Source organism: Lacinutrix cladophorae (assembly GCF_053604645.1).
In genome coordinates this window covers 31943-58165 of the sequence record NZ_JBSHNR010000110.1, presented here as the reverse complement: position 1 = coordinate 58165, position 26223 = coordinate 31943, and the positions used below count along the sequence as shown (strand labels likewise).

General features: G+C 31.5%; 16 protein-coding genes. 15 read left to right on the top strand and 1 reads right to left on the bottom strand.

Features of this window, described 5'->3' with window-relative positions:
* The first annotated feature begins 87 nt into the window (after window positions 1–87).
* The 7 genes from ACVC3Y_RS07645 to ACVC3Y_RS07615 all read left to right on the top strand — a co-directional run bounded on the left by ACVC3Y_RS07645 (window position 88) and on the right by ACVC3Y_RS07615 (window position 12213).
* Window positions 88–3546, top strand: a complete 3459-nt coding sequence (locus tag ACVC3Y_RS07645; RefSeq protein ID WP_303423110.1) for a hypothetical protein — start codon at window positions 88–90, stop codon at window positions 3544–3546.
* A gap of 12 nt (window positions 3547–3558) precedes the next feature.
* Complete coding sequence (locus tag ACVC3Y_RS07640; RefSeq protein ID WP_452226556.1) at window positions 3559–4827, top strand: glycosyl hydrolase family 17; 1269 nt, start codon at window positions 3559–3561, stop codon at window positions 4825–4827.
* Between the two features lie 3 nt (window positions 4828–4830).
* Window positions 4831–5850 carry a glycoside hydrolase family 2 TIM barrel-domain containing protein gene (locus ACVC3Y_RS07635; protein WP_452226555.1) on the top strand — a complete coding sequence of 340 codons (1020 nt, stop codon included), beginning with the start codon at window positions 4831–4833 and terminating at the stop codon, window positions 5848–5850.
* A gap of 11 nt (window positions 5851–5861) precedes the next feature.
* Entirely contained in the window at window positions 5862–7367 is a 1506-nt protein-coding gene (locus ACVC3Y_RS07630; protein ID WP_303423117.1) for a glycoside hydrolase family 30 protein, read from the top strand.
* Window positions 7368–7427: 60 nt separating this feature from the next.
* Window positions 7428–8867 (top strand): MFS transporter, encoded by a 1440-nt coding sequence (locus tag ACVC3Y_RS07625; protein ID WP_452226554.1) that lies wholly within the window; start codon window positions 7428–7430, stop codon window positions 8865–8867.
* Window positions 8868–9383: 516 nt separating this feature from the next.
* The gene (locus ACVC3Y_RS07620) at window positions 9384–11147 is read left to right on the top strand and encodes a T9SS type A sorting domain-containing protein (RefSeq protein ID WP_452226553.1); all 1764 of its coding nucleotides are present in this window, start codon (window positions 9384–9386) and stop codon (window positions 11145–11147) included.
* A 76-nt stretch (window positions 11148–11223) separates the two neighbouring features.
* Window positions 11224–12213 carry a LacI family DNA-binding transcriptional regulator gene (locus ACVC3Y_RS07615; RefSeq protein ID WP_452226552.1) on the top strand — a complete coding sequence of 330 codons (990 nt, stop codon included), beginning with the start codon at window positions 11224–11226 and terminating at the stop codon, window positions 12211–12213.
* A 3-nt stretch (window positions 12214–12216) separates the two neighbouring features.
* Here the strand turns inward: ACVC3Y_RS07615 and ACVC3Y_RS07610 are convergent, their stop codons facing one another.
* Complete coding sequence (locus ACVC3Y_RS07610; protein ID WP_452226551.1) at window positions 12217–12885, bottom strand: C40 family peptidase; 669 nt, start codon at window positions 12883–12885, stop codon at window positions 12217–12219.
* 197 nt (window positions 12886–13082) lie between these two features.
* Between ACVC3Y_RS07610 and ACVC3Y_RS07605 the strand changes: the two genes are divergently transcribed.
* From ACVC3Y_RS07605 to ACVC3Y_RS07570, 8 genes are all read left to right on the top strand, one after another.
* On the top strand, window positions 13083–14018 hold the full coding sequence (locus ACVC3Y_RS07605; RefSeq protein ID WP_452226550.1) for a polysaccharide lyase family 7 protein: 936 nt from the start codon (window positions 13083–13085) through the stop codon (window positions 14016–14018).
* A gap of 90 nt (window positions 14019–14108) precedes the next feature.
* Window positions 14109–16415 carry a chondroitinase-B domain-containing protein gene (locus ACVC3Y_RS07600; RefSeq protein ID WP_452226549.1) on the top strand — a complete coding sequence of 769 codons (2307 nt, stop codon included), beginning with the start codon at window positions 14109–14111 and terminating at the stop codon, window positions 16413–16415.
* Between the two features lies 1 nt (window position 16416).
* On the top strand, window positions 16417–18639 hold the full coding sequence (locus ACVC3Y_RS07595) for a heparinase II/III family protein (protein ID WP_452226548.1): 2223 nt from the start codon (window positions 16417–16419) through the stop codon (window positions 18637–18639).
* A 12-nt stretch (window positions 18640–18651) separates the two neighbouring features.
* Window positions 18652–19677 carry a polysaccharide lyase family 7 protein gene (locus ACVC3Y_RS07590; protein ID WP_452226547.1) on the top strand — a complete coding sequence of 342 codons (1026 nt, stop codon included), beginning with the start codon at window positions 18652–18654 and terminating at the stop codon, window positions 19675–19677.
* An 11-nt stretch (window positions 19678–19688) separates the two neighbouring features.
* Window positions 19689–21572 (top strand): NADP-dependent phosphogluconate dehydrogenase, encoded by a 1884-nt coding sequence (gndA, locus tag ACVC3Y_RS07585; protein ID WP_452226546.1) that lies wholly within the window; start codon window positions 19689–19691, stop codon window positions 21570–21572.
* Window positions 21573–21604: 32 nt separating this feature from the next.
* Window positions 21605–22879 (top strand): Nramp family divalent metal transporter, encoded by a 1275-nt coding sequence (locus ACVC3Y_RS07580; protein WP_452226545.1) that lies wholly within the window; start codon window positions 21605–21607, stop codon window positions 22877–22879.
* A 67-nt stretch (window positions 22880–22946) separates the two neighbouring features.
* Entirely contained in the window at window positions 22947–23714 is a 768-nt protein-coding gene (locus ACVC3Y_RS07575) for an SDR family NAD(P)-dependent oxidoreductase (protein WP_452226544.1), read from the top strand.
* Between the two features lie 165 nt (window positions 23715–23879).
* Window positions 23880–26222, top strand: coding sequence for a polysaccharide lyase 6 family protein (locus tag ACVC3Y_RS07570; RefSeq protein ID WP_452226543.1), 2343 nt, complete (start codon window positions 23880–23882; stop codon window positions 26220–26222).
* Window position 26223 lies beyond the last annotated feature (1 nt).

The window sequence follows — 26223 nt, the reverse complement described above, 5'->3', positions numbered from 1 at the left end:
TTTTTAGTAAATTTTTTGATTCCAGAATAAATTAAACCAATAACCTATTTAAAACATACTATAGACACCATAGTTATAAATATTAAAATGAGTAAAAACCCTATATATATAGGAAGCAATAAAGCTTCATTTGAAGACAACCAAGTTAAAGGAGAACAAGTACTTTTCGAAAACGAGGTTTACTATAAAATCTCTAACAATCATAAAATGCGCCCGTTTTTTATGAGTATTGTTAGCAATTCTAATCACTGGATGTTTATTTCAAGTAATGGCGGTTTGTCTGCTGGTAGAAAAAACGCAGAATATGCGCTATTTCCATATTACACAGATGATAAATTAACAGAACTTGCTGAAATTACTGGAAGTAAAACCATTCTTTTAGTAAACAAAGAAGACAAAACTTTTTTATGGGAACCTTTTTCTAATAAATATCAAGGAGTTTACACTACTAAAAGGAATCTGTATAAAAATGCATTTGGTAATAAGGTCATTTTTGAAGAAGTAAACGAAGATCTAAACCTTACTTTTAGATACCAATGGAACTCAAGTGATAAATACGGCTTTATTAAAAAATCCACCATAAGCAACAACAATAATACAGAGGTAACCATTGATGTTTTAGATGGTTTACAAAATTTAATGCCTTATGGTGTTAGTTCCGATTTACAAAACGCAAGCAGCAATTTAGTTGATGCATACAAAAAGAGTGAATTAGAAGCAGATACTGGCTTAGGTATTTTCGCTTTAAGTGCAATTATTGTTGATAAAGCAGAACCTAGTGAAGCATTAAAATCTAATATTGTTTGGTCTTTAGGAATTGATAATCCTAAATACTTACTTTCTTCATTACAATTGGATCCTTTTAGACAAGGAAAAGAACTGAAACAAGAAGTTGATATTAAAGCCGAAAAAGGGGCTTATTTTGTTTCTTCTACAATTCAATTAAAAGCTAATAAAGAAAAAAACTGGATGCTTATTGCAGATGTTAACCAATCTATGAGTGACATTTGTGCTATTTCAGAAAAAATAAACAATACTAATATTGCTTCATTAATTCAAGAAGATATTGAAGCTGGAACCAAACAGTTAATTGCTTTAGCAGGAAGTGCAGACGCTTTACAACTAAGTGACAGCTCACTTAGAAACACAAGACATTTTGCAAACACGCTTTTCAATATTATGAGAGGTGGTATTTTTGATAATAATTATACTATTGAAAAAGAAGATTTTGTAAAATATATTGCAAATGCTAATAAAAAAGTATTCCAGAAAAAAAAGGAACTACTATCCAAACTACCTGAAGTTTTTCAACTAAATACTATAAAAGAGATTGCCGAAAAAGAGGTAGACAAAAATTTTAAACGCCTTTGTTTTGAATATTTACCATTAAAATTTAGTAGAAGACATGGAGATCCAAGTAGACCTTGGAACAAATTTTCTATCAATACAAGAAATGAAATTGATGGATCTAAAATTTTAGACTACGAAGGTAACTGGAGAGATATCTTTCAAAACTGGGAAGCACTTGCGCATTCCTACCCTGAGTTTATTGAAAACATGATTCATAAGTTTTTAAACGCATCTACGTTTGATGGTTACAATCCATATCGTGTTACCAAAGGTGGTTTTGACTGGGAAACTATTGAACCAGACGATCCTTGGTCCTATATAGGATATTGGGGAGATCATCAAATTATTTACTTACTTAAGTTTTTGGAGTTTATTGAAAAGCATTACCCAAATAAATTAGCAGCTTATTTTAACCAAGACATTTTTGTTTACGCAAATGTGCCTTATAAAATTAAAAGCTACAAAGAGCTGCTTGCAAATCCAAAAGATACCATAGATTTTGATGAAGAATTAGATGCTAATATTCGTCAAAAAAGAACAGAATTAGGTGTAGATGGTGCTTTATTAAGAGACGAAAACTTCTTTATCCTTAAAGTAAATATGGTAGAAAAGTTATTAGCAACGGTTTTAGCTAAACTTTCTAATTTTATTCCTGAAGGAGGAATATGGTTAAATACACAAAGACCAGAATGGAACGATGCAAATAATGCTTTAGTTGGTAATGGTGTTTCTATGGTTACACTGTATTATTTAAAACGTTTTTTAGACTTTTTTGAAGTTGTTACAACAAATTTAGAAACGGAAGAATTTGAAATTTCTGAAGAATTATCACAGTTTTTTAATAAAGTAGTAGCTACTTTTAATACAAACAAACATATTCTTTCTGGAAAAATTTCAGATATAGATAGAAAAACAGTTTTAGACGGACTTGGTTCTGCTGGAAGCAATTTTAGAGAAACTATTTACAACAATGCATTTACTAGCAATAGAGAAACAATTACCAAAGCAGATTTATTAGCATTTATTAAAATTTCTAACAGTTATTTAGAGCATTCTATTAATGCAAACAAAAGAGCAGATAATTTATATCATGCTTATAATTTAATGACTGTAACTAGTGACAACTCAATTTCTATTTCCTATTTACCAGAAATGTTAGAAGGTCAAGTTGCAGTTTTAAGTTCTGGATATCTAACTCCAAAATCTGCTCTAGAAACGCTAAACGCACTAAAAGCCAGCGCCTTATTTAGACCGGACCAATACAGCTATATATTGTATCCTAACAAGGTATTACCTCGCTTTACAGACAAAAACAATATTCCTGAAAAAGCTGTTAAAAACTCAAAACTTTTACAACAATTACTTGCAGATGGTAACGCACAAATAATTCAAAAAGATGTTTTAGGAAACTATCATTTTAACGGAAACTTTAATAATGCAAACAGTTTAAAAGAAGCACTATCCAACTTGTCTGAAGAAAAATACGGCACACTAATTAAAGACGAAAAAAGTCTTTTAATGGCAACCTTTGAAGACCTTTTTAACCATAAAGCATTCACAGGAAGATCAGGAACATTCTTTGGTTACGAAGGCTTAGGTTCTATTTATTGGCACATGGTTTCTAAACTACTTCTTGCTGTTCAAGAAAATGCTTTATTAGCAATAAACAATAAAGATTCTGAGAAAGTTATTGGTGGCATATTAGATCATTATTACGAAATTAACGAAGGTATTGGTGTTAATAAATCTCCAAAATTATATGGTGCATTTCCAACAGATCCATATTCACATACACCAGGTGGAAAAGGGGCACAACAACCAGGAATGACGGGACAAGTAAAAGAAGATGTGTTATGTAGATTTGGTGAATTAGGTGTTTTTGTTAAAAACGGAATGCTTCAATTCAACCCAAGATTGTTACGACAAGAAGAGTTTCTTACAGATAACAAAACTTTCAAATACACAAATATCAATAAAGAAGAAAAAGTTATTACAATTAACAAAAACGCTTTGTGTTTCACCTATTGTCAAGTACCTATAATCTATAGATTGGAAAATAAAAATAGTGTTGAAGTCACTTTATCTAATAATGAAAGAAAAAGCTTTAACGAGTTACAATTAGATATTGAAACAAGTAAATCTTTGTTTGAAAGAAACGGAAAAATCAATACAATAACAGTTTCGATTAAAAGATAATTTATGAATAACATGAAAAAAATAACAGTTCTCATTTTCAGTATTCTCACTGTAATTGTTTTGTTTTCATGTAATAAAAAAAGTGAAACGAAAGTAAATAAAGTGATTTCTGCTAAAGAAATTTTAGGCAATCCCGATTTTCTAGCAATTTCTTATGGTGGTTATAGAGAAAAATCGAGAGAAGTGCAACCTACACTAGAAGAGCTAAAAGAGGATATGAAAATATTGTCTGCCATGGGAATTAAAATTCTTAGAACTTATAATGTACATCTTGAACAAGCATCCAACTTGTTAGAGGCAATTCAACAATTAAAAAAAGAAGATCCAAACTTTAACATGTATGTTATGTTAGGCGCTTGGATAGATTGTAAAAACGCTTTTAATAAGCAAAACATAGAGCCAGATCATAATCTTGAAAGCGAGAGAAATACAGTAGAAATTAATACAGCAGTTACATTGGCCAACAAATACCCTGAAATTGTAAAAATTATCGCGGTTGGTAACGAAGCAATGGTTAAATGGGCAGCTAGCTATTATGTGCAACCAAGCGTTATATTAAAATGGGTAACTCATTTACAAGATTTAAAAAAATCGAAGGGTTTACCTGCTGATTTATGGATAACTAGTTCGGATGATTATACCTCTTGGGGAGGAGGAGATAGCGTTTATCACACCAAAGATTTAGAAAAATTAATACATACAGTAGATTATATTTCTATGCATACCTACCCTTTTCATAATTCGCATTACAATTCCGATTTCTGGGAAATTCCAGAAAACGAAAACACTTTAACAGATAAAGAAAAAGTAGATGCAGCAATGCTTCGTGCATTAAATTTTGCTAAAAAACAATACGATACCGTTTCTAATTATATGAAAAGTATTGGTGCTAACAAACCAATTCATATTGGCGAAACCGGTTGGGCAACAACATCTAATGGTTTTTATGGCGAAAATGGATCTCGTGCAACAGACGAGTACAAACAAGGATTATACTACAGCCATTTGCGAGAATGGACTAACAAAGAAAATATTTCTTGTTTCTATTTTGAAGCTTTTGATGAACAATGGAAAGATGCTGAAAACGAAAAAGGCTCAGAAAATCATTTCGGTTTATTAACCATTAACGGAAAAGCAAAATATCCTCTTTGGAACCTAGTAGATAAAGGAGTATTTAAAAATGTATCTAGAAATGGAAACCCAATTACGAAAAGCTATAATGGGAAATTAGATTCCTTAATGAAAGATGTATTCGTACCAAACACAAACTACTCTAAATAAGAAATGAAAAAAATACTATACATAACCCTTTTTCTGCTTGTTTTTGTTTCCTGTAAAAGCAAAATAAATAATGATATTGTAACTGTATCTAATCAAAAAATACTGGTAAACAACAACCCTTATTTAATAAAAGGTATTTGTTATCATCCAGTACCAAAAGGTAGTGGTAATAATAGAAGTTTTAAAACGCTAACCCAAGATTTAGCATTAATGGTAGAAGCAGGAATAAACACGATTAGAGTTTATGAACCAATTGATAATATAAAAGTTTTAGATGAGATTCATGAAGCTGGATTAAAAGTAATTATCGGTTTTGGTTATAAACAAGATGGTAAAAATGATATTTATTCTGGCACTTTTATCAACTACATAAATAAATACAAAAACCACAAAGCAATTCTACTTTGGGAACTTGGTAACGAATATAACTATCACCCACAATGGTTTCAAGACGACATCAAAAACTGGTACAAAGCAATGAATGTTGCAGCTACTTTAATTCATGAAAATGACACAACGCACCCTGTATCTACTGCACATGGAGATTTACCAGATACATTAGCACTATCAATGTGCCCTAATATAGATGTTTGGGGAATGAATGTATATCGATGGGACAATCCGGAACCAATTTTTAACGAATGGCAAGCGGTTAGCAACAAACCAATGTATTTATCAGAAACTGGATCAGACAGTTATATGAAAATCACTAAAAATGGTTATAACGAAGGGGTAAACCAAAAAGCACAGGCCGAAGCCACAAAAAACATATTAGAAAAAACCTTTAACAACCAACAAATTTGCTCAGGTGTGACCCTTTTTTCTTTTACGGATGGCTGGTGGAAAGCTGGAAATAATGACACTCAAGATATTGGTGGCTGGGCTCCTAACAGTACAGGGATTCCTTATGATGGTGCACCAAATGAAGAGTTTTGGGGAATTGTAGATATAAACAGAAAGAAAAAAGAAGTATTTGCAATAGTAAAAGAAAAATATGCGAGTTTAAACAAGCAAGAACATTAAAAATATAGATTATGAAAACACCTAACTACAGTTTATCTATCTTATTAATTATTACATTAATGAGCTGTACTCAAAAAAAAGAAAGCTTAGAAGTAGCTGTTTTTGAAACTTCTGTAAACGGAAACAAATTAACACAAATTACAGAATTCCCATCGCAAATAGAAGATAGTACAGCAACAGTTACCATTATACCAGAACAAAAACTTCAAACCATAACTGGTTTTGGTGGCTCTTTTACAGAATCTTCAGCATACCTAATAAACAAATTAAGCAAAGAAAACAGAACAAAAATTCTGAATGCTTATTTTTCTGAAGAAGGTGCAAATTATACTTTAACAAGAACACATATTGCTTCCTGTGATTTTTCATTAAACAACTATACCTATGCTCCTGTAGTTGATGATATGGAATTAAAAAACTTCACAATCGAAGAAGATAGAGAGGATTTAATTCCTATGATTAAAGATGCTATGAATATATCAAAAGATGGCTTTAATATTATTGCATCACCATGGACATCTCCACCATGGATGAAAGACAACAAAAAATATGTTGGCGGAAAATTGCTTCCAAAATATAATGACGCCTTTGCCTTATACTTTTCTAAATACTTAAATGCATATAAAAAAGAAGGAATAGATATTTGGGGACTTACTCCTGTTAACGAACCGCATGGAAATGGAAACAACTGGGAAAGCATGCATTTTTCACCAGAAGAAGAAACCAATTTTGTACAAAACCATTTAGGTCCAAAACTAGAAAAAGACGGCTTTGAAAACGTGAAAATTCTAGGATATGACCAAAATAGACAAGGAGTAAAAGAATGGGTAGATGTCATGTATAATGACGAAGCATCCTCTAAATATTATGATGGTTTAGCAATACATTGGTACGAAAGTACGTATGAAGTTTTTCCAGAAGAACTACAATATGCACACAACAAAGCACCAAAAAAATATTTAATAGAAACCGAAGGTTGTATAGATTCTGAAATACCTAAATGGCAAGATGATGTTTGGTATTGGAGCAAAGAAGCTACAGATTGGGGATACGACTGGAGAGAACCAGAAAAGAAATACTTACACCCAAAATATGCTCCAGTAAATCGATATGCTAGAGATATTATTGGTTGCCTAAATAATTGGGTAGATGGCTGGGTAGATTGGAACATGGTTTTAGATAAACAAGGTGGCCCTAATTGGTTCGAAAACTGGTGTGTTGCTCCAGTAATTGTAGACCCTGAAGCTGATGAGGTTTATTTTACTCCATTGTATTATACTATGTCTCATTTTAGCAAATATATTAGACCAGGAGCTGTTGTTTTAGGAGTTGAAAATTCCGATCCTTCATTACTAGTTACAGCCGCAAAAAATCCAGAAGGTTCTATAGCAATTGTAGCTTTTAACGAAGGGAAAGAAACCAAAAACTTCAACCTTTCTTTACATGAGAAAAACATTACAATAAAAATAAATGCACAAGCTATTCAAACTATAGTTATACCAAATTCTGGTAAATAACATATAACAACCAATAACAAGATGTCAAACCAAAAAATAGTTTTAAAAAACAGAGTACCTATGTCACAAAAAGTTGCATTTGGTTTTGGTATGCTTGCCAATCAAATGTTTCCTGCTATTATTAGTATTTTCATTGTGGTTCTTGTACAGAGTTTGGGGTTTCCTGGTTGGATGTGGGGAGTTGTTTCATTAGTACCACGACTTTTTGATGCTATTACAGATCCTATTATGGGTTTTATCTCCGATAATACAAAATCAAAATGGGGAAGAAGAAGACAGTATGTTTTTATAGGAGCCATAATTATGTGTATTTCATTTATAACTATGTGGCAATTATTTAAAGAAAACAGTCTTGATTATAATTTTTACTACTTTCTTTCTTCGTCTTTAGTGTTTTATTTAGGCTTAACTATTTTTAGCGTGCCCTATGTAGCAATGGGTTACGAAATGAGTGAAGACTTTCATGAACGAACAAATATTATGGGAATAGCTCAATTTATTGGACAATGGGCTTGGGTAATTGCTCCCTGGTTTTGGGTTTTAATGGATGATAAAGATTGGTTTCCTTCTAGCGAAGTAGCAGTACGAGAATTAGCCATTTGGGTTGCTGTAGTTTGCACTATTTTTGCAATGATTCCTGCTATATTTATTAAAGGAAAACCTACTACACATGAGGATTACGAAAGTATAACTTTTAACAGCGTTTTAAAAAACTTACACACCATTTTTGTTGTTAATTTTGTTCAAGCGCTTAGTATGAAACCTTTTAGAAAGTTATGTGTCGCTACGTTCTTAATTTTTAATGCATTTAATACTGTAGCAGCTTTTACTTATTTTATTATTGTTTATTATTTGTTTGATGGAGTTACAGGTCCAGATGGAGCTTGGTGGTGGCCTACTCTTTTTGGAAGCGTTGGCGCATTAGTGACTTCCTTTTTAGTAATTCCATTAGTTACTAAAATGTCAAAAAAAATGGGTAAAAAGAAAGCATTTATTGTATCCCAATCCATATCTGTTATTGGTTATGTTATGTTATGGTTTTTATTTATTCCAGGTAAACCGTACATGTTTTTATTTGCGCTTCCCTTTTTCTCTTTTGGTATTGGAGGTTTATTTACAATCATGATGTCTATGACAGCAGATGTTATCGATTTAGATGAGTTAAACACAGGTAAAAGACGTGAAGGTGTTTTTGGAGCTATTTATTGGTGGATGGTAAAATTTGGTTTTGGAATAGCTGGTGGTTTAACTGGACTTATTTTTTCAATTATAGGATTTCAATCTGGAGCTCCTACACAAACCGAAGAGGCGCTAATTGGATTAAGATTATTCTTCTCTGGCTTACCAATTCTTGGAACTTTAATCGCAATATATGTAATGAGTGATTATGATATTACTGAAGAACGTGCTGGTGAAATTCGTGCAGAACTAGACAAAAAGAAAAAAACAAAAAAAATAAATATAGAGAAAAACAAAAAAAATCTTGAAGTTGCTTCATAGCTTAACCACAGTAAAATTATTGTGCTAATGTATCTCTAGGTTTATTACTTTCATCTATTTCTCCCATTATTTTAATTTAATTGCTTCCCTAATTAATCATTATTCATATAATAACTATTTTCAAACAGTTATTCATTCCCAAAAAAACACTATTAAAACCTCCTCTTAATTTTAAAACCCTAATAAATAACACCTCAAACAACACAAAAAAGTTAGCAAAACTACTCTAAAGCTAAAATTAAAAAAACTTAAAGCTCTACAAGCGTTATAAGTACCACAACATCAACACAACAAATTAATTATGCTAATAATTATTTAATTATAAAACCTGCTAAAAACACTGATTTCACTAGGCTTATCAACCAATTCAATACTGTATGTTTCTTGTAGTGCTATAAATACCAAAAACATAAAAAAGATGCTATATATTTATAAATATCAAATAATTTTTGCTAAAAAATTAACAAATAAGCAAAATTAGACTTGGTAATTAAAATTAATTAAACTCTTTATATTATGAAAAAAATTACATTACTACTAACCCTATTAATCTACTCTTTGGGCTTTTCACAAACACTACCAATAGATTTTGAAACAACAAATACTTGGGGAGATTTTGATGGTGGTGTTGTAACTACAATATCAAATCCACAAAACAATACAGATAACAATTCTGCAAATGTTGGTCAAATGGTTAAAAGTGCTGGCCAAGTTTGGGGAGGAAGCTCATTAGTACTTAATTCTGCAATGGATTTTACAGCAAATAACACATTTTCAATGAAAGCCTACTCCATTAAACCTGGAACTAAAGTCTTAATGAAAGTAGAAAACGCTGCTGATGGTAATATTAATTACGAACAAGAAGTTACCATGACCATGGTAAATGCTTGGGAAACTTTAGTTTTTGATTTTTCAACAATTAACGCAGCTAATACGTATGATAAAATTGTTGTGATTTTTGACTTAGGAACCATGGGAGATGGTACTCCTGACTTCACATATTACTTAGATGATATTACTTTATACGATAATGGTATAACTACACCTACTCTATCACTTCCTATGGACTTTGAAACCGAGCCAGTAACAAGCGATTTTATTGACTTTGATGGAGGAACTGCAACCGTAATAAGCAACCCGCAATCTGTAGCTTCAAACACAAGTGCAACAGTAGCCCAAATAGTTAGAAATGGTGGCCAAATTTGGGGAGGAAGCAAAGTAATTTTATCCAACAATCTTGATTTTTCAACCCTTGGTGGTATTTCTATGAAAGTGTTCACAACAGCTCCAATTGGAACAACCGTTAAATTTAAATTAGAAGGTATTGGTGAAACAGAAATAGATACTTACACAACAGTTTCTGGTGCTTGGGAAACATTAACATGGGATTTTACTGGTCAACCAGCAAACTTTAACACTTTAGTCTTCATGTTTGATTTTGGTAATTTAGGAGATGGCACAGCTAGTTCTACATTTCTTTTTGATGATATTGAACAAATAGATGTTACAGGTGGATTATCACAAATTGATCTTCCTGTAGATTTTGAAGCTACTACTGTAAATTACACAATGACAGATTTTGGAGGTAATGCTTCTTCCATAATGGCAGATCCAACAAACCCAAATAATACTGTTATTCAAGTTATAAAAACTGCTGGAGCAGAATTATGGGCTGGTACAACAATTGGAACTGCTTCTGGTTTTGCAACTGCAATTCCTGTTACAGCTACAGCTTCAAAAATGTATGTAAAAGTATGGTCTCCTGACGCTGCAACTCCAATTCGATTAAAAATAGAAGATGCTTCAGACCCAACAAGATCTGTAGAAACAGAAACAAATACTACCGTTGCTTCAGGATGGGAAACTATTGAATTTGATTTCAATAACGAAGCGCCAGGAACTGCTGCATTAAACCCTTCTTACACTTTCAACAAAGCCTCTATATTTTTTAACTTTGGAACAACAGGTGCAGATGCACGTCGTGTAGAAAAAACGTATTACTTTGATGATGTAAGTTTTAATATGCCATTAAGTGTGGATTCTATTGAAAATTTAGGATTTAATGTATATCCAAATCCTACGCAGAACATTTGGAATGTTAATAGTAATCAAATTATTACTTCTGTTCAAGTATATGACGTTTTAGGAAAACAAGTAATAATTCTTAATCCTAATGCAAAGAAAGTAGCACTAGATGCAACTTCTTTAAACAGTGGTTTATATTTTGCTAAATTAAATTCAAGTTCTAGCACTAAAACAGTAAAACTAGTAAGAAAATAATTTCTTATTTGAAATCTAACTAATTTAAAAGAGTATGCTGCAATTGTTGGCATACTTTTTTTTATATCTTTATATTATGATAACACTTAAAGATTTAGCCGAAAAATTAAACGTTTCTGTTTCTACAGTCTCTAAGGCGTTGCACGATAATCCAGAGATAAGTGCAGATACTATTAAACGTGTAAAAGAAGTAGCAAAACTTTATAATTACCAACCTAATAAAATAGCGCAAAGCCTAAAAGCAAATCAAACAAAAACATTTGGTGTAATAATACCAAGCCTTTTGAACCGATTTTTTGCTAAAGTGTTATTTGGTATTGAAAAAGAAGCCAGAGAAAAAGGATATAATATTATTACTTGTATGTCTAATGAAAAATTAGATAAAGAAAAAGAATGCATCCAATTATTAAGCAATGGTAGTGTAGATGGTTTTATAATTGCGGTTTCTGAAGAAACTCAAAAAACCAAAGATTATTCACATTTTAAAGCAACGCAATTAGCAAAAATTCCAATTGTTATGTTTGATAGAGTTATTGATGAATTTAATTGCGACAAGGTAATTATTGATGATTTTGAAGAAGCAAAAAAACTAACATTAAAACTATTAAAACAAGGCAAAAAAAATATTGCGTTTATTTCTACAATTAACGATCTAAATGTTGGAAACTTAAGAAGAGAAGGCTATGAAAACGCTATGAAAGAAAACATTAATTTACTATTTATTGACACTAATAAAGATATACAACAACAAATAAAAACATTTCTTGTAAACAATAAACATGTAGATGCTATAATAGCTGCAGATAACATTTCTGGTACTATAGTAATAAGTGTAGCAAATCATTTAGGTTATAAAATACCTAAAGAATTATCTATAATAGGCTTCGCAGATGAGCAAATTTCAAATCTCTCTGTACCAAAACTTTCCTATTTAAATCAAAATGCACAACAAATAGGAAAAAGAGCAATACACTTGATGATAAATAGATTAAAAGATAAAACAATTACTAAAGAGTTTATAACAGAGAAAATCATAACAACTTTTGCAAAACAAGAATCTTTTTAATTGTTATGGATTTAATATTTTTTCAAATGTTGCTCTAGACTGACTACCATAAATACCATCTACATCAATATTACTCTCCTTCTGAAATGCAATAAGAGCTGTTTCGGTTTTAGGTCCAAAAACACCATCTGCACTTCCAGTTAAGTAATTTAGTTTAATAAGTATTTTCTGTAATAGCTTTACATTTTCACTACTATCTCCTTTTCGTAAATAACCAGTAGGGATTTCTATGTCTTCTTCTAAATCATCTGTTAAACTTCTAAATTCAATAATTCGATCTAACGTAAAGGTTTGAATATTCACCTCATCATTTTGATTTCCTCCAAGACAATAAATAGATTTTCCACTTTTAGTATATCCTAAAAAAAATCCAACATGTCCAAAAAGACTATTAATATCTGTACGCCAAAAAACAACGATATCTCCAGGCTGCGGCCAATCGGTTTTTTTTCCAACCTTTAACCAACTTCTAGCCATTGCACTATTAGACATTTCTAAATTAGCCTGCAAAGCAACCCAATTAGCAAAAATGCTACACCAAGCAACCTCATCATTACCAAAATCTAAACCAGTCATTTCCTGGTATTCTAAAATACGTTCATTGTGTGCAGAACCACTAATTTCTTTTTGGCCTAATTCACCAAAAGCTATTTTTAAAGTATCACCTAACATAATTATTAAAATTAAAAATTAATATGATGCTATTAAATCTATTAGGGAAGAAATACTGGAAATAAATTTAGCAAAAATATATATCAATTAATGCTATATGTCAATTTAATTTGATAAAAACTTGCGAATTAAATAAATATTTATATTTTTGGTAAACCAATCTGGTTAACCAATTTTTTATTATTTATTTATTTTTCATGAGAATAGCAGACAAATTCTATACCTTACAACTAGCTACAATTCTATGTGTGGTCCTTTTTTTTAGTTGTACGAATAATGAAGATGCATCAGATAACGCTGAAATAATAGATGAAATTATTGATAATCAAGAAGAAGAAGAAGAAGAAACTATAGAATATGCAGATATTGATTTCTCTAATTGGAAAGTTACACTACCTGTAGATAATGATAATAATGGTGGTCCAGATGAATATCAACCTTTGCAATTAATAAATCTTGGATACCAAACATTAGAACCGGTACAACCATATATGTATGATGACATAACAGATGGTTCCTTAGTCTTCTATACTTTTCCAAATGTTTCCACCACAAATAGCTCGTACTCTAGAACAGAATTGAGAGAACTAATAAACCCAAGTAATTCTAGAGAAAACTGGACATTATTAGAAGGTGGTGAAATGACAGGTCGCTTAAAAGTAGATGCTGTTTCTGCAAATGCTACATCTAGTGATGACTATCATAAAGTAATCGTTATGCAAATTCATGGTGTCCTTTCTCAAGAAGATATGGATATACATGGTTTTTCATCTAACAATGGCCCTCCACTTATAAAAATCTATTGGAAAGATGGTTATATATGGTCGCATAAAAAATCACTTATAGACGAATCTACAGATGGAGATGATTTACTTGAAACCTCTAGCAATACCTGGACAGACATTAAATTAAACTTAGGATATGTTGGGTTTGAAGCTTTTGATTTTAGAATTACTGCAAGCGATGCTAAAATAGAAGTACAATTAAATAACAATGCAGCACACGTATATCAAGACGTAAGTCTAAACAAATGGCCTTATGAAAACTACTTTAAGGCAGGGAATTATTTAAACTCAACACATGCAGACGCTTTTTCTTATATAAAATACTATAATTTATCTATTACTCACTAAAGAATGATTTGAATGTAGTCAAATCAAAAAGCCTTTTGTATTTTTAAAAAGGCTTTTATATTTTAAAGACATCTAACACATTACAATGCAATGAAAAAAATAATATTAAGTTTCAATTTATGCTTCTTACTAATGACCTGTAGTAATCTAGAAGTTACCAATTCTACTAGAGTCTCCAATATCGACGAACTAAATACTGCCATTAAAAATAGTGAAGCAGGAGACAACATTGTTTTAACAAATGGTATTTGGAAAGATGTTGAAATAAAATTTACAGGAAAAGGAACAAAAGAAAATCCTATTACTTTATCGGCCGAAACAGCTGGAAAAGTTTTTATAGAAGGGGTTTCTAATCTAGCTATTAGTGGAGATTATTTAGAAGTAAGTGGTTTGTTTTTTAGAAATGGACATGCTCCATCTCAAAATGTAATAGCATTTAGAACGAGTCCTAAAGAGGTAGCAAACCATTGTAAAGTTACAAATTGTGTGATTCTAGACTTTAATAATCTAGAACGTGATCAAGATAATCTTTGGGTGCAACTTTACGGAAAGCATAACGAGTTAAGTAACTGCTATATCGCTGGAAAAACAAATGGAGGACCTACATTAAGAGTGGATTTAAAAGGAAATCAAAGTATTAGAAACTATCATAAAATCATAAATAACCATTTTGGACCAAGGCCAAGAAAAGGTGGTGCAAGAGGTGAAACTATTCAGTTAGGAAGTAGCTTTACATCCATGTCACCAAGTAATACTTTAATTGCAAATAATTTATTTGAAGAGTGTAATGGTGAAGTTGAAATAATTTCAAGTAAAACCAATTTTAATATTATTAAAAACAATGTTTTTTATAAAAGTGAAGGATCTGTAGTAACGCGTCACGGAAATTATGTTGCAGTAGATGGAAACTATTTTATTGGAGATGGTGAGAATGATCAATTTGGAGGAATTAGAATTATTAACACAGGACATTGGATTACAAACAACTTGTTTTATAAAATAAAAGGTAAGAATTTTAGAAGTCCTATTGCAATTATGAACGGAATTCCAAAGTCACCATTAAACAGATATAACCAAGTTACAGATGTTGTAGTTGCATACAATACCTTTGTTGATTCAGACTCTCCATGGCAATTTGGTGTTGGACAAAACCTTTCGCAAGCAGATGTTTTGCCTAAATCAGAAATTAGATCTGCTAGAGCATTAAGAACAGAAGTTGTAAATAATATAATATATAATTCTGTTGGTAATGCTAATCCAATTGTAGAACATGATAAAGCTGATGGCGTAACCTTTGCAAGTAACATTATCGATAATAATGGTGTCGAAATTGAAAACAATCATGGTTTAATTTCTAAAGAACTAACGTTAACAGATATAGGAACAGCACTTGCTGTACCAACATCTGGTTTTGATGATATTGAAATTTATAATGGATTTGATTTTGAAACAATTACAGAGGATTTAATAGGAAACTCCAGAAGTAAATCAAATCAAATTGGCGCAATTTTAAATACAGGAAATATTAGTTTAGATCTTTTGGATAAAACTAAATATGGTGCAGATTGGTTTTCAAACGAAGTGGAAGCAAAAAACCCAAAAACACATACAGTAGCTAATTCTGCGGAATTAAATACCAAACTAAAAGAAGCAGAAAGTGGAGATATTATTGATTTAACAGAAGGAGTATTTCAAGTTTCAAATTCTTTAGTAATAAACAAAACAATTACTATTCAATCTAAAAATAAAGCTGAAATTGTTTATTCAGGAGCAGCAGAAACTCCAGCTTTTTCATTGCAACCTTACGGAAAGCTAACCTTAAAAGGAATTAAACTAAAAGGAAACAATACAAACTATGCTTTTGCAAGTTTAAAAAAGAACATGTCTAATCACTTTGGGTTAGATGTTCTAGATTCAGAAATCAGTAATTTCAACTATGCGTTAAGAGTATATAAACAATCTTTTTCTGAAGAAATTGCCTTTAAAAACACCTCGATTTCTAATTGCGAAAACGGAATTGAATTATCTGAAGAAACAAACGATAGAGGAGATTACAACACAGAGTACTTAACCATCGATAATTGTCAATTTACGAATGTAAAACAAAATGTTATAGATTATTATAGAGGCGGATACGATGAGTCTACCATTGGCGGAAACCTTTTAGTTACAAATAGCACATTTACCAATTGTGGTGCAAAAGAGAAAAACAAAAGGCTATTAAATCATAATGGTATTGTAAATGTAAATATTACGAAGAACACATTTAAAAATAATAAAGTACAATTTGTATCTATTCTTTGGGGAGCCAAAAATAATGTAGCATCAGAAAACAACTTAATGGATTCTGGACAAATAAAAACCGAAGAAAATTTAGTAATGAAACTCATGTATTAATATGAAAAATCTAACGCTATTTTTTTTGTTTTTTCTTGTCTGGTTTCAAAATGTTGATGCACAAACAATACCATCTAATGAAATAATAGATAATGATAAATTATTTTCTTATTTAACTAAAACAGTCCAAAATAGTTTAATATCTAATGGAGCAACTTCTCAAGTAGATCTAGCGAAATACTTTCGCACAAAATTTAGTGAACGTTATTTCTATAATTGGAAAAATAACAATAAACGATTCCAAGAATACACAAAGCTATACCCAGAATCTAAAGCAAAACATACAGCAAGAGCACTAGATCACTTGGCAAAATTTCCAGCAGAGGCACAATGGAAACTGCCTTTTAATTACCAAAACGGAGTACCTGTAAACGCTTATGCTTTACGTCATTTAGCAAGGCAACATAAAATGATAGATATCGGTTATTATTATTTCTATCAAAACAAAGACGAACAGTATTTAGATTATTTTACCAATCAAATGGCATCTTTAAATACTGCTTTAGCCAATAATAAATATGAAAGTATTGAAGATGGAAATGGCGTTTATGAAGCCTTTCGTTCTGGATACCGCATTATCAATTGGTTACAATTACATAATTTGTTTTTAGGAGAATCTGGTTACTCAGACAAAGAACAATTAGTTACTATTGCTACATTTTTACAACACGCTCAACATTTGTACCAACGCAACCAAGAATTCAAATCTGGTAATCACCAAACACGAGGATTATGTGCTTTAGCAATGCTTTCTATTATGTTGCAAGATTTTGAAGGAACAGAGCTTTGGTACAACCATGCCATGAAACTTTTAGGAGAACATTTAGATAAAGAAATAAACCCTGATGGCTTTCAATTTGAACGCACAATTCACTACCACATGAGTGATATTGGCACCTACTTTTATGTATATCAATTAGCTAAAAAAAGCAACACTCCTATCCTTCCTGTTTGGAAAAACAAATTAGAGTCTCTTTTCAGAACACTTGTAAAAATTGCTTATCCAGATAAATCTGCACCTGTTTTATCTGATGATACAGACACACCTTGGGCAGAAAAAAATGATATTTCTGGAGCTATGACTTTAGGATATCTACTATTTGAAGATCCCGAAATAGGATATTTTGCAAATAATAAATTAAGCACAAAATTCTATTGGAATGCAAGTGCTTCACAATTAGATAAATTAAAAAACATACAAGCTGTTCCGCCAAAAGAATTATCCTACGTTTTTCCAGACACAGGCTATTATATTATGCGTGAAGGTTGGAACAAAAAAGACAACATGTTAGTAATTTCGGCAGATGTAGACGAACTAAAACCAGACCATCAACATGGTGACATATTAGGCATACAAGCAATGGCTAATGGTCAAGTAATTTTACCTAATTACCAAGTACGCTATTCCCTTAAAGATTTAGAGTTGTTTAAAAACTCTATGACTAAAAATGTTGCTTTAGTAGATAATGAATTACAAGGAAAACAATACACAAGTAACAAAGGAGGAAGTGGTTTTGGTAAATTTAAAAACCTTCCAGAAACAAAAAACATCACGTTTCTAACTAATGGAAATTTAGAGGTTTTCGCAGGAAGTCATAACGGGTTTGAAAATATTGGTGTACAATATAGTAGACAGGTTATTTCTATAGATAATAGTTTTTGGATTGTAAAAGATAATTTCACCTCTAAAACAAATCACGAATACAAACAAGTTTGGCAAGGTCATTATAGTTTAGAAAATGGTTCAGACTTATTACGCGCTTCTTTTATTAACGGTTCTGGTTTAGATATTTTTCAATTGCACAAAACAGACAATGTTTTAACCGATGGAGCAAGAGGAAAACAATGGGCTGTAGTTTCAAAAAAAGACACGAAAAACTTTAACTTTATAACCGTTTTATTTCCTTTTGAAACCTATGATAAACGAATAGACGAAACTTCAAAAGAAAAAGAATTTAATGGCTGGAAACTAAACGCTTCCAAATGGAAAACAAACAATCCTGAAGCTATTTCTTTAACAAAAGAAGATGTTTCCATATTCTTTTCGGTGAAAACATTAAAATTTGAAAACACCAAAATCACTTTTGAAAAAGAGGTGGATGTTCTTGTTAATTTTAAAAATGAAGACTTAATACTTCAACTACTTAACAAAAAAGAAGGAAAAGCGATTATAGAAAAAAATGGAGTTACTCAAACTATTAATTGCGCTTTCGAGAATAATTAAAATAAATAGAAAATGAAAAAAGCAATATTTACATTAGTTACGTTTTTAACAATAGTTGCTTGTAAAAACAATTCTAAAACAACTACAAACACAGATGCTTCTGGAAAAACGGAAGATGCTACAAAATACCCAAGCGATGTGATTCCTTTTATGGAAAAATGGAAAATCCTTTTAGGAGATGGCACATATAAAGACGATTTAGTAAATTATAAAAAAGACGATTTCTTTTATGTTGAAAATGACGGAGAAACAAACTGGGTAGTTTACAAAACACCTAATTCTGGTATTACCTCAAGAACTTCAAGCAATACAAGAACCGAACTAGGTGAAAAAGCACATTGGATTCCTGAAACTGGAGGAAAACTAACTGGCACACTAAAAGTACAACATGTTTCTACAACAGGAAATGCAAATATACCTTCCTCATATGCTGTAGTTATCGGACAAATTCATAGTGACGAAGGTCATGAAAACGAACCATTAAAAATATACTACAAGAAATTCCCAGGTCATACTAAAGGATCTGTATTTTGGAACTATGAAATAAATACTGTTGGCGAGGATAATTCTGGAAGATGGGATTACTCAACAGCGGTTTGGGGTTACGACTTTTCCGTTGTTGGCAAAGATGCATCTACAGCGCCCGAAGAACCAAAAGATGGTATTGAATTGGGTGAAGAATTTAGCTACGAAGTAAATGTTTATAAAGGTGTTATGTATCTAACATTTTCAAGTAAAGGTCACAAAACGATAACGTTCACCAAAAACTTGCTAAAATCAGATTTCTCAACAAAAGAAGATATTCCGCAACAAATTATAGACGTATATGCATCCAGAAGAACAGTGAATGTAGAACGTGAAATTGCCTATGCAGGAGAAATAAACTACTTTAAACAAGGCGCTTATAACCAAGCTAACAGCAAAACAGGATCTAAAACATTTGATGGCAATATAGAAAAACAATATGCAAATGGAGCTTATACCGAAGTTTGGTTTAAAGAAGCTACTGTTGGTAAAGCAACAGTACCTAACTATTAAAACGAAAATCATTGAATAAAGTAATATTTGTAATGGGAGTTTCTGGTTGTGGAAAAAGCACAATAGGAAAATTACTTGCCCGAGAATTAGACATTCCTTTTTTTGATGGTGATGATTTCCACCCTGAAAGTAATATTAAAAAAATGTCTAGCGGTCAAGCTTTAAATGATGAAGACAGACAAGGTTGGTTACAAACATTAAACAATTTAGCCATAAAGCAACTCACAAAAAACAGTTGTGTTATTGTTTGCTCTGCTTTAAAACAAAAGTATCGTGAAACGTTAAGTCATACTATTAAAGAGAAAACAAAATGGGTACATCTATCTGGTTCTTTCGAACAGGTTTTAAAAAGATTAAATAACAGAGAGGGACATTTCATGCCTGCCGAGTTACTAAAGTCACAATTTGAAACCTTAGAAACACCAGATGAAGCCATGAAAATAGACATTAAGATAACACCAGAAAATATTATTAAAAAAATAAAACAAGAATTAATGAAAACCTCAGAATTTGGATTATTTGGTTTAGGCGTTATGGGAAAAAGCCTATGTAGAAATTTAGCCAATAACGGATTTAAAATTTCTATGTTTAACAGACATGTTAATGATGTTGAGGTAGATGTTGCTAAAAACTTTAAAGCAGAACATCCCGAATTAGCACAAGCAGAAGCTTACGATGATATTGCTGCTTTTGTTAATTCATTGCAACAACCAAGGCGCATTATGTTAATGGTTAATGCTGGAAAAACAATAGATTATGTTATTGAAGATTTACTGCCTCATCTGTCAAAAAATGACATCATTATTGATGGTGGAAATTCTAATTATAAAAAAACGAAACAACGTAACGAATATTTAAAAACTAAAGGAATTCACTTTATTGGAACTGGAGTTTCTGGAGGTGAAGAAGGTGCTTTAAAAGGACCATCCATAATGCCCAGCGGAGATAAAGAAGCCTACAAAAAAATAGCTCCTTTTTTAGAAACTATATCTGCAAAAGACAAAAACGGCCTACCTTGTTGTACCTACGTTGGACCAGAAGGAAGCGGGCAATTTATTAAAATGGTGCATAATGGCGTGGAGTATGTAGAAATGCAATTACTAGCAGAAGTTGCAACGATTTTAGAATCTTTAGGTCAAAATCCAGATGCTATTGCTAACACTTTAAATAACTGGAAAGCAACTGCAGATAGTTATTTGTTAGAAATTACAACTGCAATTTTTCAAAAAAAAGAAGGAGACGATTGGTTAGTAAATAAAATATTAGATAAAGCTGGTAATAAAGGCACAGGAAACTGGACAACCATAGCTTCAGCCGAACTTGGTGTCCCTAGCACATTAATCGCTTCTGCCCTATTTTCAAGATATATTTCGTTTTATAAAGAAGAGAGATTACAATTAAACAAACTTTTTGAAAAAGGAAATACTTCGCAATTAAACCTAACAACTAACGAAATTTTAGAGGCTTACCAGTTTGCAAGAATTATTAATCACTATCAAGGTTTTAAATTAATTGCTGAAGCTTCAAACAAAATGGATTGGGATCTAAACCTAAGTGAAATAGCAAGAATATGGACTAATGGCTGTATAATTAGATCTACTTTAATGGAAGAATTGGTTGTAGTGTTTAAACAGACATCAAATATTTTAACCAATACAGAATTAATAAACACGGTTATTAAATACAAACCAGCTGCAAAAAAAGTAGTGTCACAATGCATACTTAATGATGTTGCAACACCAGCTCTGGCAGAAGCTATCCAATTTTTAAACGGAATTACAACAGCATATACCTCTGCAAATATAATACAAGCACAACGTGATTACTTTGGAGCACACACCTATCAAAGATTAGATGATGCATCTGGAAAGAGCCATCACACGAACTGGAATTAAAACAAATAAAACAATAAAAACGATCTCATATTATGGATGCAACAACACCTAATAAATCATTTCTTAAAAAAATTATTGCTATTATATTAGGATTTGGTCCTGGAATTTTTGCTATTGGTTATACCATTGGTACAGGTAGTGTAACTTCTATGATTGTAGCAGGAAGCAAGTTTAACATGCAATTACTCTGGGTACTATTACTAAGTTGTATCTTCTCTGGTGTATTGATGTTTGCTTATGGAAATTACGGATTGATAACTGGTGAAACTGCACTCTTCGGATTTAAAAAACACTTAAAATACGGTAAAGCTTTAGCTATATTAATTATTATAGGAATCACATTTGGACAATGGAATTCTTTAATGGGAATTTTAGGGATATCTTCTAATATCATTTACGAAATTTTGGCTGTTAATTTTGATGGACTAAGTGATTTTAAATATGAAACTGTATTAATAACCGCTATCATCATCATCGTAACATTTTACTTATTAATGCTAGTTGGTAAGTACACTTTTTTTGAAAAAATACTAGTCATTTTTGTAACCTTAATGGGATTCTCCTTTATACTATCCCTATGTTTTGTACAACCACTTCCTATAGATGTAGTTAAAGGATTAATACCAACAATTCCAGATGTACCAGGAGGCAAAATGTTAGTTGCCGCATTTGTTGGTACTACCATGGCTTCGGCTACATTTTTATCTAGACCTTTATTTGTAAAAGGAAAAGGATGGACTATTAAAAACTTAGAACAACAAAAAAAGGATTCTATAACAGCTGCAGTTTTAATCTTTTTAATTAGTGCAACTATTATGGCTGTGTCTGCTGGAGCTTTATTTTATGAAGGAAAAGAAGTAACACAAGTTTTAGATATGGCAAATACATTAGAACCTGTTGCTGGTAAATGGGCCGTTACTATTTTCTTTTTTGGAGCTTTAAGTGCTGGTTTATCTTCTATTTTCCCTTGTCTATTAATTGCTCCTTTATTACTTGCCGATTACCAATCTGGCGAATTAGATACAAACTCTAAACAGTTTAGAATTATAACCTTTATAGCTTGCCTAGTTGCTTTAATAGGCCCTGCTTTTGGCGCAAATCCTATAGAAGTTCAAATTCTTTCCCAAGTATTTAATGTATTTATTTTACCTGCAGTAGTATTAGGAATTATTCTAATGATAAATAATAAGAAAGTAATGAAAGATTACAAAACCAATCTTGGAGTAAACATTGGGCTATTTGCCGCTTTATTCTTTTCGTTAGTAATTTCATACAACGGGATTCTTGCACTAACAGAATATTTTTAATAAAACAATTCGCAAAAAATAAATACATCAACAATAAAAACATCAACTCTATCAATACATACGCAATATGAATACGAATAAATTAACAGGAAAAAACGTTCTAATAACCGCTGGAGCACAAGGGATTGGAGAATCTATAACAAAACACTTTATTGATAATGGAGCCAATGTGGCAATTCATTATTTTTCTAGTGCAGATACAGCAAACCAATTGACAGAATATGCAACTAGCAAAGGGCAAAAAGCAATAGCTATAAGTGGCGATCTAACCAAAGAGGCAGATGCTAATGCAATGTTAAAAACAACAGTAGATGCACTTGGAAGTTTAGATATACTAATCAATAATGCAGGTTCCCTTGTTGCACGTAGATTGCTAGGCGATATAGAAACAGAATTCTGGCACAAAGTAATGGACATTAACCTAACCTCCATGATGTTTGTTACAAGAGCAGCTGCGCCTTATTTAGCAAAAAACGAAAACAGTAGTATTGTTAATTTAGCATCACTAGCAGGTCGTAAAGGTGGACACCCAGGATCTCTAGTATATGCAACAAGTAAAGGAGCTATTTTAACATTTACAAGAGCACTTTCCACAGAATTAGGAGGTCAAGGTATTCGAGTTAATGCAGTTTCTCCTGGTCTTATTCTTGGAACTTCTTTTCATAACACACATACTACAAAAGAATCGGCAGCCGAAACTACAGCTGGTATCCCAATTCAACGAGCAGGTAATGCTGCAGATGTTGCTAGAGCTGTTTTATTTCTAGCATCTGAATATGACGGTTTTATTACTGGAGCTACACTTGACATCAACGGAGGTGTTTACAACATGTAGTTGTTTATTACAGAGCCATTAACAAAATACTAATGTGTTTTTTTAATGGCTTATTTTTTATCTTGTAATCAAAATAGCACAGGTTTGAGTTAAAAGTCTATATATTATTTGGAAAACTATAAAAATCACGTATATTGGTAAACCAATCTGGTAAACCAATTGTTTATGACAAACCAACTAAAGCATTTTACTACTATAATTTTTCTTTTTTTACTAGTATTTTCATGTAATGAAAGTGAAACTAATGCTTTATTAGTAAATGATTTATCCGAATTTAACAAGGCTGTAAAAAACGCAAATCCAGGAGATATTATCACACTAGCTAACGGTGTTTGGAAAGATGCAGAATTGGTATTTGAAGGAAAAGGGACAGCAGAAGATCCTATTACACTTAACGTTGAAGAAAAAGGAAAAGTAACTTTAGAAGGAAATTCAAACTTGCAATTAGCTGGTGAACATTTAATTGTTGAAGGTCTGGTTTTTAAAAATGGTTTCACTCCTACTAACGCAGTAATTTCTTTCAGAAAAAACAGAGAAGAAATAGCAAACAATAGTCGTTTAACCGAATGTGTTATAGACAACTACAATAATCCAGAGCGTCAAGTACAAGATTATTGGATTACTATTTACGGAAAAAATAACCGTATAGACCACAACCATATTGTTGGTAAAAAGAACCTTGGTGTAACTATGATTGTTGGATTAGACACTAAATCGAGTAGAGCAAACAACCATAAAATTGATCACAACTATTTTGGCCCAAGACCAACTTACGGAAATAATGGAGGAGAAACTTTACGTATTGGGACAAGTCATCATGCACTAGAAAACTCAAACACTTTAGTAGCGTCTAATTATTTTGACAGAACAAATGGCGAACATGAAATTATTTCAAACAAAGCTTGTCAAAACACCTTTAAATACAATACTTTTTTTGAGTGTACTGGTACATTAACTATGCGTCATGGAAATGAAACCTTAGTTGATGGAAATATGTTTATTGGAAACAACAAACCAAGTACAGGAGGTGTTCGTATTATTAACGAAACACAAACGGTTATTAATAATTATCATATTGGTTTAACCGGTTACCGTTTTAGAGGTGCATTTGTAATGATGAATGGCGTACCAAATTCACCACCAAATCGTTATGTTCCTGTTATAAATTCAAAAGCAAACAATAATATATTTATTGATTGCAATCATATTCTTTTTGGTGCTGGTAATGATGCCGAAAGAAGTCAAGCTCCAAAAACTTCAGAATTTTCAGGTAATATTATTTACAATAAAAACGAAAGTGACATTTTTACTATCGATGCCGATATTAGCGGCATTACATTTAAGAATAATCTTCTTAGCAAAAACGGCAAAACTTCTATTAATGAAGGTTTTGAAAATGCCGAGATCTCCTTAGTAAAAAATAAACAAGGATACTTCATCCCGAAGTCAGATAAAATTAAAAGGGCAATCAACATCAGTCCAGAAATTGCTACAAAAGAAAATACTGGTACAACTTGGTATTCCAAAAAAGACACAAACATTGCTTTTAATTCAGGAAAAACAACAAAAGTTGCTCCAGGAATTAATACATTATATGAAGCAACAAAAAACTCAGAAGCAGGAGATATTTTAGTATTAGAATCTAGCAAAACTTATTTAATAACTAAAGCAGCAAAAATTAATCACCCATTAACTATAAAATCATCAGGAAAAGAAAAGCCTGTTATTTTATTTGAACGTATGATGGCTTTAGAAATTCAAAATGGCGGAAGTTTGTCACTAGAAAACATCACTTTTGATGGCACTAAATCTCCAGACTACGCAGGAAATTCTGTAATTAGTACTAGTAAAAATTCCATGCTAGATAATTACAAACTATTTATTGACAATTGCGAATTTAAAGATATGGTTGTTAACCATTCGTTTGATGTACTAAGAGTCTCTAAAGGCACTTTCGCAGATACTATTAGTATTCAAAATTCTAAATTCAAAAACATCTCTGGTCATATTGCTGCATTAGATAAAGAAACGGATGACATTGGCGCATATAATGTAGAATACTTTATTATGAAAAACAATACAGTAACCGATTTACAAGGTGCTGCTTTACGTTTATATAGAGGCGGAAAAGACGAAAGTACTTTCGGTCCATTTTTAGAAGTAGACCACAACGTATTTAATAATGTAGGTTTTGGCAAAAAGAATAAATATAAATCTGCTATGTCTTTATATGGCGTTCAAGTTAACGATATTGAAAACAACAACTTTAACAATACAGCTGGTTTAAACATGCACTTAGTAGTAGGTGAACCAATTGTAAATGTATTAAATAACAACTATTACAAATCTGGAAAAATTGAAGTTACCGGAAATCAAAAACATACTATAGAAAACCTATATAACATAGCTCCAACTTTTAAAAAAGGAACCTTTGAACTATCAAAGGATTCTTCATTAAGAGGAAAAGGAACTGACCATAAAAACATAGGACCTATTTCTAATAACTAAA

What these genes read in the sequence shown, in the direction of transcription:
- ACVC3Y_RS07645 (WP_303423110.1), top strand. Translation starts at nt 88, where the DNA reads ATGAGTAAAAACCCTATATATATAGGAAGCAATAAAGCTTCATTTGAA.
- ACVC3Y_RS07640 (WP_452226556.1), top strand. Translation starts at nt 3,559, where the DNA reads ATGAAAAAAATAACAGTTCTCATTTTCAGTATTCTCACTGTAATTGTT.
- ACVC3Y_RS07635 (WP_452226555.1), top strand. Translation starts at nt 4,831, where the DNA reads ATGAAAAAAATACTATACATAACCCTTTTTCTGCTTGTTTTTGTTTCC.
- ACVC3Y_RS07630 (WP_303423117.1), top strand. Translation starts at nt 5,862, where the DNA reads ATGAAAACACCTAACTACAGTTTATCTATCTTATTAATTATTACATTA.
- ACVC3Y_RS07625 (WP_452226554.1), top strand. Translation starts at nt 7,428, where the DNA reads ATGTCACAAAAAGTTGCATTTGGTTTTGGTATGCTTGCCAATCAAATG.
- ACVC3Y_RS07620 (WP_452226553.1), top strand. Translation starts at nt 9,384, where the DNA reads ATGAAAAAAATTACATTACTACTAACCCTATTAATCTACTCTTTGGGC.
- ACVC3Y_RS07615 (WP_452226552.1), top strand. Translation starts at nt 11,224, where the DNA reads ATGATAACACTTAAAGATTTAGCCGAAAAATTAAACGTTTCTGTTTCT.
- ACVC3Y_RS07610 (WP_452226551.1), bottom strand. Translation starts at nt 12,885, where the DNA reads ATGTTAGGTGATACTTTAAAAATAGCTTTTGGTGAATTAGGCCAAAAA.
- ACVC3Y_RS07605 (WP_452226550.1), top strand. Translation starts at nt 13,083, where the DNA reads ATGAGAATAGCAGACAAATTCTATACCTTACAACTAGCTACAATTCTA.
- ACVC3Y_RS07600 (WP_452226549.1), top strand. Translation starts at nt 14,109, where the DNA reads ATGAAAAAAATAATATTAAGTTTCAATTTATGCTTCTTACTAATGACC.
- ACVC3Y_RS07595 (WP_452226548.1), top strand. Translation starts at nt 16,417, where the DNA reads ATGAAAAATCTAACGCTATTTTTTTTGTTTTTTCTTGTCTGGTTTCAA.
- ACVC3Y_RS07590 (WP_452226547.1), top strand. Translation starts at nt 18,652, where the DNA reads ATGAAAAAAGCAATATTTACATTAGTTACGTTTTTAACAATAGTTGCT.
- ACVC3Y_RS07580 (WP_452226545.1), top strand. Translation starts at nt 21,605, where the DNA reads ATGGATGCAACAACACCTAATAAATCATTTCTTAAAAAAATTATTGCT.
- ACVC3Y_RS07575 (WP_452226544.1), top strand. Translation starts at nt 22,947, where the DNA reads ATGAATACGAATAAATTAACAGGAAAAAACGTTCTAATAACCGCTGGA.
- ACVC3Y_RS07570 (WP_452226543.1), top strand. Translation starts at nt 23,880, where the DNA reads ATGACAAACCAACTAAAGCATTTTACTACTATAATTTTTCTTTTTTTA.